This is a genomic window from Faecalibacterium sp. OF04-11AC, assembly GCF_003460645.1.
Taxonomy (GTDB): Bacteria; Bacillota; Clostridia; order Oscillospirales; family Ruminococcaceae; genus Faecalibacterium; species Faecalibacterium prausnitzii_I.
In genome coordinates, this window is the sequence record NZ_QTVP01000002.1 from 172,301 (window position 1) to 186,790 (window position 14,490).

Consider the following 14,490-nt stretch of genomic DNA (forward strand, 5'->3'; position numbering starts at 1 on the left):
ATACAGGGAGCCGGGCTGTTTTGATCCTTTTTCCTTTTTTGGTTTTGTAGTTATACTCGCTCGGCCACCAGCTGGAAGCCTTCTTTGGTGAGCTCCGTACGGATCTGCTCGATCTGTGCGTGGTCACGAGTCTCAAGAGCCAGCTTGAGGAAGCAGCTGGAGATGGGCATGTTGGGGTCGGAACCGTCGTGGAGGACGGACACCACGTTGCTGCCGCAGCGGGAAACGATGGCGGCCACCTTTTCCAGCTGGCCGGGCTTGTCTTCCAGTGCGATGGTCAGGTTGGCCTTGCGGCCACTCATGACCAGACCACGGGTGATGACACGGTTGAGGATGTTCACGTCAATGTTGCCGCCCGAGATGAGGCAGACCACCTTTTTGCCCTCGATGGGCAGCTTGTGGAACAGGGCAGCAGCCACCGGCACCGCGCCGGCACCCTCGGCCACCAGCTTCTGGTTCTCCATCAGGGAGAGGATGGCGGCGGCGGTCTCGTCCTCGGTCACGGTGACGATATCGTCCACATACTCCTCGCAGATCTGGTAAGTCAGCTCGCCGGGAGTCTTGACCTGAATGCCGTCTGCAAAGGTGGAGGCTGCTTGCAGGGTCTGGTACTTATGCTCGTGCAGGGAGCGGTACATGCTAGGGGCACCCTCGGCCTGCACGCCGTAGACCTTGACGTCCGGTTTGAGGCTCTTGAGCGCAAAAGCCACACCCGAGATCAGGCCGCCTCCGCCCACCGGGACAATGACAGCGTCCACATCCGGCAGCTGCTCCAGAATTTCCAGGCCGATGGTCCCCTGTCCTGCGATCACCTGCTCGTCATCGTAGGGGTGGATAAAAGTCATGCCCGTCTCCGCCTGCAGCTCCACAGCCTTGTCGTGGGCGTCGTCATAGGTACCGGGCACCAGGCAGACCTCTGCACCGAGGTTCTTGGTGTTTTCCACTTTCATGATGGGGGCACCATCCGGCATACAGACAATGCTCTTGATGCCGCGGCGGGTGGCTGCCAGCGCCACGCCCTGGGCGTGGTTGCCCGCCGAGCAGGCAATGACGCCTTTTTCGCTTTCTTCCTTGGAAAGCTGGCTGATTTTATAGTAAGCGCCGCGCACTTTGAAGCTGCCCGTGGCCTGCAGATTTTCAGTCTTGAGGTAGAGCTGGCAGTCTTTCGACAGCTTGGGTGCCTCGATGAGGTCGGTCTTGCGTGCAACGTCCTTAAGAACAAAGGCGGCGTGGTAGATCTTATCCAGAGTCAGCATGACAACTACTTCCTATCCTGTTTTTGTAAAATTTCGTGTGACAGAAAATAGTATAGAATACCAAAATTGTTTTGTCAAATGAAGATATTTCACAGTTTGACGCGGCAACAGGAAAAGAGTCAACACCGCCGGGGGTCCCCCGATGATGCTGACTCTTTTCTGCTTTCCCTTTTTAAATTTCTGCAAGGATGGCGTCGCCCATGGCGGTGCAGCCAGGCAGGTGCAGCCGTCGCTCATGTTGTCGGCGGTGCGCAGGCCCTTGTCCAACACCTTGCTGACGGCGTTCTCAATGGCCTCGGCCTCTTCGGCCATGCCAAAGGAGTAGCGCAGCATCATAGCGGCAGACAGGATGCAGGCGGTTGGGTTGACGATATCCTTTCCCGCGATGTCCGGAGCAGAACCGTGAATGGGCTCATACAGGCCGCGGGTACCCTCGCCCAGAGAGGAGGAGGGGATCATTCCGATGGAGCCGGTGATCATGGAAGCCTCATCCGAAAGGATGTCGCCGAACATGTTCTCGGTGACGATGACGTCGAACTGAGCCGGGTTCTTAACGATCTGCATGGCGCAGTTGTCCACGAACATCTCGCTGTACTCCACATCCGGGTACTCGGCCTGCAGGCGGTGCATGACCTCCCGCCACAGGCGGCTGGTGTCCAGTACATTGGCCTTATCCACGCAGCAGAGCTTCTTATTGCGCTTTTGGGCCGTCTCAAAGCCGATGCGACCGATCCGCTCGATCTCGTGCTCGGAGTAGGGCATCGAATCGACGGCCTGCTTCTCGCCATTTGCCAGCGTCTCGGTCTTGTGCTCGCCGAAGTACACGCCGCCGATCAGCTCCCGGACGATGATGAAATCAATGCCCTGTGCCACGATCTCCGGCTTGAGGGGGCTGGCCGGGGCCAGCTGGGGCCAGATCTTGGCGGGGCGGAGGTTGGAGTAGAGGCCCATGCCGGCACGGAGGCGGAGCAGGCCTTTCTCGGGGCGCTTATCGCCGGGCAGGCCCTCCCACTTGGGGCCGCCCACCGCACCCAGCAGGACGCTGTCGGCGGCCAGGCACTTGTCCAGCTCGTGCTGAGGCAGCGGGTCGCCGTACTTGTCAATGGCCTCGCCGCCCATGGCAGCGTCGGTATAGTGGAACGTATGGCCATACTTTTCGGCCACCTTATCGAGAACGCGGAGGGTCTGCTTCACGATCTCCGGGCTGGAGCAGTCGCCCCAGATGACGGCAATATTTTTCTCCATGGGTCTTCTCCTTACTTCTTGGTCAGAGACTTCATCAGGCCGCCATCGGCGATGATCTTCTGGATAAACGGTGGGAACGGCTCGGCCTGGAAGACCTTGCCGGTGGTCACATCGGTGATGACACCGGTGTCAAAATCCACGGTCACATTGTCCCCTGCATGGATGGCGTCCACGGCCTCCGGGCACTCCATGATGGGCAGGCCGATGTTGATGCTGTTGCGGTAGAAGATGCGGGCAAAGCTCTTGGCGATGACCACCGAGATGCCCGCCGTCTTGATGGCCAGCGGGGCGTGCTCGCGGGAGGAGCCGCAGCCGAAGTTCCAGCCGCCGACCATGATGTCGCCGTCTTTCACGTTGTGGATGAACTCTTTGTCGATGTCCTCCATGCAGTGGGTGGCCAGCTCCTGGGCATTGGGGGTGTTCAGGTAGCGGGCAGGGATGATGACGTCCGTATCGACGTTATCGGGGTATTTGAAAACAGAACCGTTTGCATTCATGGCAGTTACTCTCCTTTCGTCAGACCGTGCGGGGGTCGGTGATGTAGCCCGTCAGAGCACTGGCAGCAGCGGTGGCGGGAGAGGCCAGGTAGACCTCGCTCTTCACATGGCCCATGCGGCCCACGAAGTTGCGGTTGGTGGTGGAAACGCAGCGCTCACCCTCGGCCAGGATGCCCATGTAACCGCCCAGGCAGGGGCCGCAGGTGGGGGTGGACACGATGCAGCCTGCATCAATGAACGCCGTGGTCCAGCCGCGGAGGATGCACTCTTTGTAAACATCCATGGTGGCGGGGATGATGATGCCGCGCACACCTTTGGCAATGTGCTTGCCCTTGAGGATGTTATAAGCGGCCTCCATATCCTCCAGACGGCCATTGGTGCAGCTGCCGATGACCACCTGATCGATCTTGATGTCCTTGCCCTCGCTGGCAACGTGGGTATTCTCGGGCAGGTGGGGGTAGCTGACAGTAGGCTCCAGCGTGTCGAGGTCGATCTCAATGGTCTTCTCGTACTCGGCATCGGGGTCTGCCTCATAGAAGACCGGCTCCCGCTGGCTGCGTCCCTTGAGGTAAGCCTTGGTCACCTCGTCCACGGGGAAGATGCCGTTCTTGGCGCCGGCCTCAATGGCCATGTTGCAGACGGTCAGGCGGTCGTCCATGGTCAGGGCGGCCACGCCCGGCCCGGTGAATTCCATGGATTTGTACAGCGCACCGTCCACACCGATCCTGCCGATGATGTGGAGGATGAGGTCCTTGCCGCAGACGCGGGGACCGAACTTGCCCTTGAGGACAAACTTGATGGCGGAGGGCACCTTGAACCATGCCATGCCGGTGGCCATACCGGCGGCCATATCGGTGGAGCCCACACCGGTGGAGAACGCACCCAGTGCACCGTAGGTGCAGGTGTGGCTGTCGGCGCCGATGACGCAGTCACCCGCCGTCACGATGCCTTTTTCGGGCAGGAGGGCGTGCTCCACGCCCATCTGGCCCACATCGTAGAAATTGAGGATATCGTACTGATTGGCAAACTCGCGGCATTGCTTGGACTGCTGCGCGCTCTTGATGTCCTTGTTGGGGACAAAGTGATCCAGCACGATGGCGATGTGCTCTTTGTCGAACACGCTGTGGAACCCGGCCTTTTCAAACTCGTTGACGGCAACGGGAGTGGTGATATCATTGCCCAGCACGATGTCGAGCTTGGCGTTGATGAGCTGGCCTGCCTTGACCTCGGCAAGACCTGCGTGAGCGGCCAGAATTTTCTGCGTCAGGGTCATTCCCATGATACTCTCTCCTTTTATCTTTAGGGTCTATCGTTCATTTACTTGCTGTTGATGGCACTGACCAGTGCTTGATGCCCGCCACGATAATGTCGGTATCGGTGCCAGCGCCCCAGGTGACGGTGTTGTCGCCCCACATCAGGCCGACATAGGAAGCAGCGCGGGAGGTAGAGCCCTCATCCAGGCTGTGCTCGGAGTAGGTCTCCAGATGGAAGTCCATGCCGGTGGCACTCTGGATGGCGTTTGCCACGGCGTCCAGCCGGCCATTGCCCACCGAGGTGATGACCTTGCGCTGGCCGTTGAGGTCCAGCGTGACGGTGGCGGTAATGCCGTTGACCTGTGCGAAGTGGGCTTCCACCACAGACAGCGGCTTGACCCGGTTGAGGTAGTTCTCCTCGAAGATGTGGAGCACCTCGCCTGCACTTAGCTCCTTGTGGCTGTGGTCGGACACGCTCTTGACCTTGTAGCCCAGAGCCTCGCGCATCTTGGGGGGCAGGTTGTAGCCGTAGTTCTGCTCCAGCACAAAGCCGATACCGCCCTTGCCGCTCTGGCTGTTGATCCGGATGACGTCGGCGTCATAGGTACGGCCGATATCGTGGGGGTCGATGGGGATGTAGGGGCAGGTCCAGCGGTGCTCGCCGCGCTCTTTGCGGTAAGCCATGCCCTTGGCGATGGCGTCCTGGTGGCTGCCGGAAAACGCCGCAAACACCAGCTGACCGGCGTAGGGGGTGCGCTCATAAATATGCATCCGGGTCATGCGCTCATAAGTGTCGCAGATCTCCGGCATGTTGGAGAAGTCCAGCTTGGGGTCCACGCCATGGCTGTACAGGTTCATGGCCAGGGTCACGGCATCCACGTTGCCGGTGCGCTCGCCATTGCCGAACAGGCAGCACTCCACGCGCTGGGCACCTGCCAGCACCGCCAGCTCTGCGCAGGCCACGCCGGTGCCGCGGTCATTGTGGGGGTGGGTGGAGATGATGACGCTGTCGCGGTGAGAGAGGTGTTTATCGCAATACTCGATCTGATTTGCGTAAACATGGGGCATGCTCATCTCAACGGTGACGGGCAGGTTGATGATCATGGGGCGGTCGGGCGTGGGCTCCATGATGTCCAGCACGGCGTTGCAGACCTCCACAGCGTAATCCACCTCAGTGCCGGTGAAGCTCTCAGGGCTGTACTCGAACAGGAAGTTGCCCTCATACTCCTGGCTGAGCTGCTTGACCAGCTTGGCGCCGTCGGTGGCGATCTTCTTGATCTCCTCCTTGCTCTTGTGGAACACCTGCTCCCGCTGCGCCACGGAGGTGGAATTATAGAAGTGGATGACGGCCCGGGGGGCACCCTTGACAGCCTCAAAGGTCTTGCGGATGATGTGGTCGCGGCACTGGGTCAGCACCTGCACCGTGACATCCTCGGGGATCATGTTCTTCTCGATCAGGGTCCGCAGGAACTCATACTCGGTATCGCTGGCAGCGGGGAAGCCGACTTCGATCTCTTTAAAACCGATCTTGACCAGCATCTGGAAGAACTCCAGCTTTTCCTCCAGGCTCATGGGCACGATCAACGCCTGGTTGCCGTCGCGCAGGTCCACGCTGCACCAGGCCGGTGCCTTTTCAATGTGGTCTTTCTTGACCCAGCTGTCATACCCGGCAGGGACCGGGTAATAACCCGGTGCGTACTTGGTAGCGTCCATCATCTTTTTGTCCTCCTGATCTTTCTTACACACTCTTTTTATTTCAAACAAAACCTCTCCGTCCGCGCTCTGGCGGGTCCAGCTCCCCGATCAGGGGAGCCAACGAGAGGAAACGAAAAGGCTCCCGCCTCTCAAAGGACGAAGCCCTTGAGAGACGAGAGCCTGTAAATTCTGTTACAGGGCACCCGTGGTACCACTCTCTTTGCCGTGTTGCACAACACAGCCACTCGACACGATCGGCTTTTGGGGGCGAATCGCTGCCCGCGTAACGGTGGGCATCCGTCAGGGCCTACTGTCTGTTTCAGCCCTGCCGCTCAGGGGCCAGTAACCGAAACCCTCCGCACTGCCTTGCACCGCCCGGCAGCTCTCTGCACGCAGAAGAAAATCGTTTTTTCCCCGTCAACGCATTTGCGCTTGATTCAAAGTGAGCTTAGTTTAACATCCTTTCCGGGGTCTGTCAAGCAGTTTTCTTCATAGTCAAGATGAAACAAATTCACAAATCATGAGGCACAATTTTGCAGAATTGATTTATGAAGTTTCTGCTAAGTTTTTGGAAACATGCCCTCAAACCCCTGTCACCTTTATTGGGGCTGTGCTATGATATTTACAGATTCAAACCGAGGGAGGAATCAAGATGAAAGAAGTCAAGACACCCAAAAAGCCATTGGCCATCTACTACGCCATCGTGCTGGTGATCCTGCTGGTCCTCAACTTTGTCGTCGTGCCGTGGGCAAGTGAGCGGCAGATCAAAGAAGTGGACTACGGCACGTTCATGTCCATGACAGAAGAAAAAAACATTGGCCGGGTGGACATTGAATCCAACCAGATCTTATTTACCGATAAAGAGAACACGCAGGTGTATAAGACCGGCCTCATGAGTGACCCCAACCTCACCGAGCGCCTGTACGACGCCGGGGCCCAGTTCTCCAGCGAGATCGTGGAGCAGGCCTCTCCCCTGCTGAGCTTCCTCGCCAGCTTCGTGCTGCCCATCGTCCTCTTTGTGGCACTGGGCAACTACATGAACAAAAAGCTGATGGATAAGGCGGGCGGCGGCGCGGGCTCCATGATGTTTGGCGGCGTGGGCAAATCCAACGCCAAGGTCTACGTCCAATCCACCCACGGCATCCGCTTTGCCGATGTGGCTGGCGAGGACGAAGCCAAGGAGAACCTGCAGGAGATCGTGGATTACCTGCACGACCCCACCAAATATAAGGAGATCGGCGCCACGATGCCCAAGGGCATCCTGCTGGTGGGCCCTCCGGGCACCGGCAAGACCATGCTGGCCAAGGCTGTGGCTGGTGAATCCAACGTGCCGTTCTTCTCCATGTCCGGCTCCGAGTTCGTGGAAATGTTCGTGGGCATGGGCGCTTCCAAAGTCCGTGACCTGTTCAAGCAGGCCAAGGAGAAAGCCCCCTGCATCGTCTTCATTGATGAGATCGACGCCATTGGCCAGAAGCGCAACAGCGGCCAGTACGGCGGCAACGACGAGCGGGAGCAGACCCTGAACCAGCTGCTGACCGAGATGGATGGCTTTGAGAACAACAACGGCGTCATCATTCTGGCCGCCACCAACCGCCCGGAGTCTCTGGACCCGGCCCTCACCCGCCCCGGCCGCTTTGACCGCCGGGTGCCCGTGGAGCTGCCCGACCTCAAGGGCCGGGAGGAGATCCTGAAAGTCCACGCCAAAAAGATCGCACTGGCCCCGGGCGTGGATTTCAATACCGTGGCCCGGATGGCCTCCGGCGCTTCCGGCGCGGAGCTGGCCAACATCGTCAACGAAGCCGCCTTGCGGGCGGTCCGCGCGGGCCGCAAGAGCGTGACCGAGGCCGACCTGGAAGAGAGCATCGAGGTGGTCATTGCTGGCTATCAGAAGAAGAATTCCATCCTCACCGACCACGAAAAGTGCATCGTGGCTTACCACGAGATCGGCCATGCCTGGTGGCAGCCCTGCAGAACCACTCCGCCCCGGTGCAGAAGATCACCATCATCCCCCGCACCTCGGGTGCGCTGGGCTACACCATGCAGGTGGATGAGGGCAACCATTATCTCATGAGCAAAGAGGAGCTGGAAAACAAGATTGCCACCCTCACCGGCGGCCGCGCCGCCGAGGAAGTGGTCTTCGGTTCCGTCACCACCGGTGCTTCCAACGATATCGAGCAGGCCACCAAGCTGGCCCGTGCCATGATCACCCGCTACGGCATGAGCAAGGACTTTGACATGGTAGCTCTGGAGACCGTTACCAATCAGTATCTGGGCGGCGATTCCTCGCTGGCCTGCTCGGCCCAGACCCAGCGGGAGATCGACCAGAAAGTGGTGGAGCTGGTCAAGGCAGAACACGCCAAGGCTCTCCGGATCCTGACCGAGAACCGTGCAAAGCTGGACGAGCTGGCAAAGTACCTCTACGAGAAAGAGACCATCACCGGCGAGGAGTTCATGAACATCCTCAACCGGGAGGACGAATCCGCTGCTCCCGCCGAAGAAAAAATAAAAGAATAATTTTCCGCAATAATCTCACCGCCTTATTCGTATTCAGTACAGACGGGGCGATTTTGGGATACCTTTGTAGCGCCAAAAAGCGCAGTCCCCCAACTCCGCTTTCAACGCCCCGCTCACTGCTACTTGAAACAAAAACAGGAGGAAATTCCTATGAGACTGCTGAACAAGAAGTTTGCCCGCAAGACCGCTGCCGCCGCCCTGGTGCTGGCCACCGCCGCCACCCTGGCTACCGGTGCTTTCGCTGCTGAGGACGATGGTGTCGTCGCCGGTTATATGCCCCCGCAGGAAGTCATGGTACAGGGCGATGTTGCCCTCCACAGCGCGGATGTCGCTGTGGGCGAGGTGGATCCCAACTACGGCGGCTATGCTGCCCCGGGGGGCAACCCCATTCAGGGCAACATTATGCTGATCTCTGCCGGTGACCTGGACACTCCCCTGCCCTCGGACACGCAGGTGGAAAAGGCGCAGGCCCACTACACCGTCAAGGGCCTGCTGGGCAAGCAGGTGCTCTACACCGCCCGGCAGGAGGGCAGCGTGCTGACGCTGGACTTTCCCGAGAATGTGGCCACGTTCCGCGCCACCATCCTGGACATGCAGACCCTGATGAACAATGGTGTGAGCACCGTGGTGCTGCAGACCAACAAGACCTCCACCACCCTCAACCTGACCCTGCTGTGCGATGGCTACAGCGCCAATGACAAGGTGGTGCTCCGCCACATCGGTTCCCGCGCCTGTCTCACCGTCAAGGGCCGCAGCCGCCGTGACCTCCTCATCGGCCGCTGAGATCTCCGTTTTTCAAATCTTTCCTCCCTTTCCAGTTTCCTGAATCCGACCAAAAAGCAGCGCCCCCGCAGGGATCTTCCTGCAGGGGCGCTGTTCTGTTTCAATTGGTTTTCTGAGGTGAAAACTCCTGTTCTTGGCTCTCCTTTTCAGGAGAGCTGGCACGCGAAGCGTGACTGAGAGGTTCTGTCAGGCCACGGAGTACATCAAGCTTCACACGTTTTCCTTTTCGGATAACGGCTTCAGCGCCCTCTTGCGGTGCCCTGCGTCTGCTTCGGCCCTTGGGCGGGCCTCGCATCCTGCAGACCGCGGCGCCTAAAGCTGCTCCCTGTACTCCCCTTTTTGTCACTTGCGTGACATCTTCCCCCGGAGCGGGGAAGTCTTTGCTCGCAGGCGGCGGTCGCAGCTTTAGCCTTTCACTCCTCCCAAAGCCACACCGCGGACGATGAACTTGGAGAGCAGCAGGTAGACGATGATGACGGGCAGGATGGCGATGGCCACCATCATATACACCTTGCCCATATCAAACTTGAGGAAATCAGCACTGCGGAGCTGTGCAATGAGGATGGGCAGGGTCTTTTTATCGGCGCTGTCCAGCACCAGAGCGGGGATGAAGTAGTTGTTCCAGCTGGCCACGAACGAGAAGATGGCCTGCACTGCCAGAGCGGGCTTCATGATGGGGAGCACGATCTTGTTAAACGTGTAGAACTCGCCCGCGCCGTCCATGCGGGCGGCTTCCACGATCTCCATGGGGAGGCTGGCGTCCAGATACTGCTTCATGAAGAAGAAGACTGCCGGGGCCGCAATGCTGGGCACGATCAGCGGAATGAAGCTGTTCTTCAACCCCATCTTGGTGATGAGCTGGAGGAAGCCCAGCGCCGACACCTGCGTCGGCATGGTCATGATGAGCAGGATGATGGCGAACGCCGCTTTCTTGAATTTGAAGTTGTAGGCGTAGATGCCGTAGGCCGTCAGGGCCGAAAAGTAGACGCTGAGGGCCGCCGAGCAGGCCGAAACGATGAGGCTGTTGCGGATACCCGTCAACACCGGAATGTTGGCATCGGCCAGCACGTTTTTAAAGTTCGTCACCAGCGATTTGCCCGGCAGCAGGGAGAAGCCTTTCTGGATCTCGAAGTGGGTACGGGTGGAGTTGATGACCAGAATGTAGAAGAAGAACAGGCACAGGAAGCTGAAGAAGACTAATACCAGGTAGCACCACGCGCGGCGTGCCACAAGGGTGGCTTTTTCGGATTCATTCCGTGGAGTGTGTGCCATATTCACTTTCCTCCTTTCGCTGCCTTTTGGGCTTGCTTGAGCTGTTTGCGCTGGGCTTTGGTCAGACCGTCATCTTCCTTGGTGAGGGAGAAGTAGACCACCACGCAGAGCACCGCGCAGACGAGGAACAGCACCACCGAGACGGCACCGGCCATGCCATAGTTCTTGCTGAACAGATGGTTGTTCAGGTACATGATCATGGTGGTGGAAGTGCGGTCCGGGCCGCCCTTGCCGTTGGTCAGGATCTGCGGCACGTCAAACATCTGCAGACCGCCGATCATCGAGGTGATCATCACATACACGAGGATGGGCCGGATGAGGGGAATGGTGATCTTCCAGAACATCTGGTTCGGGGTGCAGCCATCCAGCTCGGCTGCCTCATACAGGGTGGGGTCCACACCCATGATGGCGGCCATCAGCATGATGGTGGTGTTGCCGAACCACATCAGGAAGTTCATCAGGCCGATGAGCGCCCGGTTGCCCCAGACCGTGTTCAGGAAACTGACGGGCTCCGAGATGGTGCCCATGCTCATCAGCACCGCGTTGACCGGGCCGTTGTCCGAGAACAGCGCGAAGAACAGCATGGCGAATGCCGAAGCCATGATCAGGTTGGGCATGTAGATGACCGTCTTGAAGAACGTCTGGCCTTTCAGCTTGAGGCGCAGGTCGGTGAACCAGGCTGCCAGCAGCAGCGAGACGGCGATCTGCGGGATAAAGCCGATGATCCACAGCAGGATGGTGTTGCCAAAGTACTTGGGAAGATCGGTGGTAAACAGGGTGATGTAGTTTTTCAGGCCCACAAAGCTGGGGCCGATGATCTTCAGGCCGCTGCGGTAATACTCAAAAAAGCTGTAATAAATGGTGGAGACCAGAGGGATCAGCTGAAAGACCGCGAAGATGATGAAAAACGGTGCAATGAAGATGTAGCCCCACTTCGCGTAGCTGATCGACCCTTTCTTTTTTGTTTTTTCTCCCATGAGACTGCCCTCCTGACGATGGTTACAGGCAAAAAGGGGCGGGCGCTCTGCCCGCCCCCTCGATTCAGTTTTGCCTGCCGAAGTCGTGCGTTGGTTATGCCGGCCAGACCACATCGGTCAACTCGGGGTACTTCTCCTTGATGGCGGTCTCGAAGTTTGCCTTTGCGGTGTCCTCATCCACGTTGCCGGTGAAGTAATCCTTGAATGCAGTCTGGAAGCTCTCGTTCAGGCCCTGGTCATACGGGCCGGCGTTGGACATATCGATCTTCTTGCTGCCTCAGCAAACAGGGCAATATGGTTCTGGCCGCCCAGGAACGCGGAGCTGTAATCGCTGGCTGCGATCTCTTCCATGGCCTTTTCGTTGTTGGTGTAGTCCTGGGTATCCATGGTGATCTGCTTCATGATGGCTTCGTCGCAGGTCAGCTTCTGCATGACGTCCTTGATGGTCTCAATGTTATCGCTGCCGGCCGCGCCGCAGATCCAGGTACCGCCCCAGTAGTAGGGCTGAGGGCCTTCGCACACAGCGTAATCGCCGTAGATGCCGTTGCCCACTTCTTCCTTGCCGCCCTCGGCCACAGGGGTCTCCAGAGAGTTGCCCAGCAGGGTGAAGTTGATGCCCCAGGTGGAGTAGAAGAAGCCGAAGACCTTACCGGTGGGGCCCTGGTCGGCTGCCCACTGGCTGTCCCACAGGCTGGACTTGTTGTTGTAGCCCTTATCGGTGTACTCCTTGGTCTGGTCCACCCACTTCATGATGTTGGGGTCTACCTTGACGGTGGTGCCGTCCACCCAGGGAGCTGCCACGTTGTTGGAGAACGTACGGTAAGCATCGTCAAAACCGGAGAGCATCTTGTAGCCCTTGGCAGCAGCCTGTGCGGCCACATCGTTGAACTTATCCCAGTCGGACAGATAGGTCTGCACTTCGGTGGGGTCGTCGGTGCCCAGCACATCCTTGGCGATGCTGCGGCGGTATGCAAACAGGCCCGGGGTCGCCTGCCAAGTGGTGCCGCGCTGGCTGCCATCGACGGTGACGATGTCCTTGGTGTACTGGTACTGGCCGGCCAGGTCAGAGTCGGTCAGGCCGATGTCTGCCTTGACGTCCAGAACATAATCGGAATCCACATACTTCAGGGCGTAGTCAGCTCGATCAGGAAGATGTCGATCTTATCGTCATCGGCAGCGGAATCCTGGCTCAACAGGGCCTCATCCAGCTTGTTCTGGTAGTTGTTGTTCTCGTTGGCGTTGATGGTCCACTTGACGACGGTGCCGTCGTTCAGGGTGGTGGTGGACTTATCGGCCGCGATCTCCTTGACCTCGGGGTAATAATCGTTGAAACGGCTCTGGAACTCATCGTTCCAGCACCAGATGTTCAGAACCTTGCCGCCGGCGGCAGGAGCCTCGGAAGCGGCTGCGGAAGAAGCGGGAGCAGCACTGGAAGCGGGAGCCGTGCTAGAAGAAGAACCGCCACATGCAGTCAGGGCAGCCGAAATGGTAACAGCGCCGGAAGCGAGCAGGAAATTACGACGAGAGATCTTTTTCATAAGAGTAAACCTCCTTCAACGGTTTCTTATGGTTTGGATTCCATTTTCTGAGATTTTTCAAAGCTTCGGAACGCCCAAAGCTTACAGGAACAACGTTAAATGTGTTTGACGGAGCGGCCTGTCAGCAGTTTTCCGGTCACCAGCACCTGTTCCGCCAGGGTGATGCGGGGATGCTCGACCATCTGGATCAGCTTGTCGGCTGCCGTCCGGCCCAGCATGGTGGTGTCCTGCTGGTAGGTCACCAGCTCGGGCTTGACCACCCGGGAAAGGTAGATGCCGTCATATCCCATCACGGAGATGTCCTCCGGGATGCTCAGGCCCGCCTCGGCAATGGCATTGTAGCCGCCCAGCGCGGAGAAGTCGTCCGGGAAGATGATGCAGGTGGGGCGCTGGGGCAGAGACAGCAGGAATTTTGTCTCCTCCGCGCAGCGGTCAGCGTCGTGGTAAACGCCCTCCCGCACATAAACATCCGGGATCTCGAGCCCCAGCTCGGCACAGATCTTGTAAAAACCGGCCAGGCGGTTCTCGGTCACGGCGGTCCGTTCGCCGTGGATGAACGCGATCCTCCGGTGGCCATTGGCGTAAGCGCAGCGCACCAACGCCTGTAAACCGTTTACGTTATCGGAAAGGATCGCCATCCGGTTGTTGAACACATGATCGATGGTGACCACGGGGACATCGCTGTTGACCAGCTCCACCACCTGGGGGTCGTAGAAGTCCACACAGGCGATCACCACGCCGTCCACACCGCGGTAATGGCAGTGCTCCAGGTAGGTCATCGTTTTGCCGCCCAGGTTGCGGTTGATAAAGGTGATATCGTAGCCCAGCCGCTCCACCCGGACTTTGAAACTGTCCAGCACGGCGGAGAAATATTCGTGGCTCAGGCCGCTCTGGCGTTCGTCCACAAACAGAACGCCGAGGTTATAAGTACGGTTGGTCTTCATGGAGCGGGCCGCCATGTTGGGCACATAGCCCAGCCGCTCGGCTGCTTCACGGACGCGGGCCCGGGTGGCATCGGAGATATCGTGCTGGCCGTTGAGCGCCTTGCTCACGGTGGCTACCGAGACTCCGCACTCCCGTGCCAGATCTTTCAGGGATGACATTTGGGTCGTCCTCCTCCCGAGGAACTTTTCGATTTTGGCTTCGCAGGAAGTCTAAATCGTTTTCGCAACTTCATGATAGCGCAATTCACACGAAAAATCAAGAATCAAATAAAAAGTTTTGGTCTTATTGACCTCTTTTCAGCACTTTGCGTCATTTCAATTGTTCAAAACTGTGCACTCCGCGCCATTTTCGCTCTGTTTCGTTCATTACCGAATTCTTTTTCGTTCTCATTTTCGTTTCTCCGGCCCGGTCTTATAATTACTTTAAGAATGGGTTTCGGCTCTTTCCCTTTTGCCCCCGTCAGGGCATCCCGCTGCCGGACATTTTCTCAAATTTTCCGGTCAGAGGCCCTCCAT

General features: G+C 58.3%; 7 protein-coding genes, 4 pseudogenes and 1 other annotated feature. Of the genes and pseudogenes, 2 read left to right on the forward strand and 9 right to left on the reverse strand.

Annotated elements, in window-relative coordinates:
- Positions 1–50 precede the first annotated feature (50 nt).
- From ilvA to DXA70_RS01985, 5 genes and pseudogenes are all read right to left on the reverse strand, one after another.
- The gene (gene ilvA, locus DXA70_RS01965) at positions 51–1,256 is read right to left on the reverse strand and encodes a threonine ammonia-lyase (protein ID WP_128117456.1); all 1,206 of its coding nucleotides are present in this window, start codon (positions 1,254–1,256) and stop codon (positions 51–53) included.
- 172 nt (positions 1,257–1,428) lie between these two features.
- Positions 1,429–2,501, reverse strand: a pseudogene (gene leuB / locus DXA70_RS01970) (3-isopropylmalate dehydrogenase).
- Between the two features lie 11 nt (positions 2,502–2,512).
- Positions 2,513–2,998, reverse strand: coding sequence for a 3-isopropylmalate dehydratase small subunit (leuD, locus tag DXA70_RS01975; RefSeq protein ID WP_112116369.1), 486 nt, complete (start codon positions 2,996–2,998; stop codon positions 2,513–2,515).
- Positions 2,999–3,017: 19 nt separating this feature from the next.
- Complete coding sequence (gene leuC, locus DXA70_RS01980) at positions 3,018–4,277, reverse strand: 3-isopropylmalate dehydratase large subunit (protein ID WP_128117457.1); 1,260 nt, start codon at positions 4,275–4,277, stop codon at positions 3,018–3,020.
- Positions 4,278–4,315: 38 nt separating this feature from the next.
- Positions 4,316–5,967: pseudogene (locus DXA70_RS01985) on the reverse strand (2-isopropylmalate synthase).
- A gap of 144 nt (positions 5,968–6,111) precedes the next feature.
- Positions 6,112–6,376 (reverse strand) — a binding site (T-box leader).
- Between the two features lie 222 nt (positions 6,377–6,598).
- Here DXA70_RS01985 and ftsH point away from each other — a divergent pair.
- Together ftsH and DXA70_RS01995 are read left to right on the forward strand one after the other, a co-directional pair.
- A pseudogene (ftsH, locus tag DXA70_RS01990) lies at positions 6,599–8,460 on the forward strand (ATP-dependent zinc metalloprotease FtsH).
- 150 nt (positions 8,461–8,610) lie between these two features.
- Positions 8,611–9,243, forward strand: coding sequence for a transcriptional regulator, IclR family protein (locus DXA70_RS01995; RefSeq protein ID WP_128117459.1), 633 nt, complete (start codon positions 8,611–8,613; stop codon positions 9,241–9,243).
- A gap of 405 nt (positions 9,244–9,648) precedes the next feature.
- On the opposite strand, the gene DXA70_RS02000 is transcribed toward DXA70_RS01995, so the two are convergent.
- The 4 genes and pseudogenes from DXA70_RS02000 to DXA70_RS02015 all read right to left on the reverse strand — a co-directional run bounded on the left by DXA70_RS02000 (position 9,649) and on the right by DXA70_RS02015 (position 14,133).
- The gene (locus DXA70_RS02000) at positions 9,649–10,515 is read right to left on the reverse strand and encodes a carbohydrate ABC transporter permease (RefSeq protein ID WP_128117460.1); all 867 of its coding nucleotides are present in this window, start codon (positions 10,513–10,515) and stop codon (positions 9,649–9,651) included.
- Positions 10,516–10,517: 2 nt separating this feature from the next.
- Entirely contained in the window at positions 10,518–11,492 is a 975-nt protein-coding gene (locus tag DXA70_RS02005; protein ID WP_128117461.1) for a sugar ABC transporter permease, read from the reverse strand.
- Between the two features lie 94 nt (positions 11,493–11,586).
- Positions 11,587–13,030, reverse strand: a pseudogene (locus DXA70_RS02010) (carbohydrate ABC transporter substrate-binding protein).
- A gap of 95 nt (positions 13,031–13,125) precedes the next feature.
- Positions 13,126–14,133 carry a LacI family DNA-binding transcriptional regulator gene (locus DXA70_RS02015; protein WP_128117462.1) on the reverse strand — a complete coding sequence of 336 codons (1,008 nt, stop codon included), beginning with the start codon at positions 14,131–14,133 and terminating at the stop codon, positions 13,126–13,128.
- Positions 14,134–14,490: the final 357 nt, after the last annotated feature.

Bases quoted from the DNA above. Each gene is read 5' to 3' on its own strand.
- ilvA (WP_128117456.1), bottom strand. From the start codon at position 1,256: ATGCTGACTCTGGATAAGATCTACCACGCCGCCTTTGTTCTTAAGGAC.
- leuD (WP_112116369.1), bottom strand. From the start codon at position 2,998: ATGAATGCAAACGGTTCTGTTTTCAAATACCCCGATAACGTCGATACG.
- leuC (WP_128117457.1), bottom strand. From the start codon at position 4,277: ATGGGAATGACCCTGACGCAGAAAATTCTGGCCGCTCACGCAGGTCTT.
- DXA70_RS01995 (WP_128117459.1), top strand. From the start codon at position 8,611: ATGAGACTGCTGAACAAGAAGTTTGCCCGCAAGACCGCTGCCGCCGCC.
- DXA70_RS02000 (WP_128117460.1), bottom strand. From the start codon at position 10,515: ATGGCACACACTCCACGGAATGAATCCGAAAAAGCCACCCTTGTGGCA.
- DXA70_RS02005 (WP_128117461.1), bottom strand. From the start codon at position 11,492: ATGGGAGAAAAAACAAAAAAGAAAGGGTCGATCAGCTACGCGAAGTGG.
- DXA70_RS02015 (WP_128117462.1), bottom strand. From the start codon at position 14,133: ATGTCATCCCTGAAAGATCTGGCACGGGAGTGCGGAGTCTCGGTAGCC.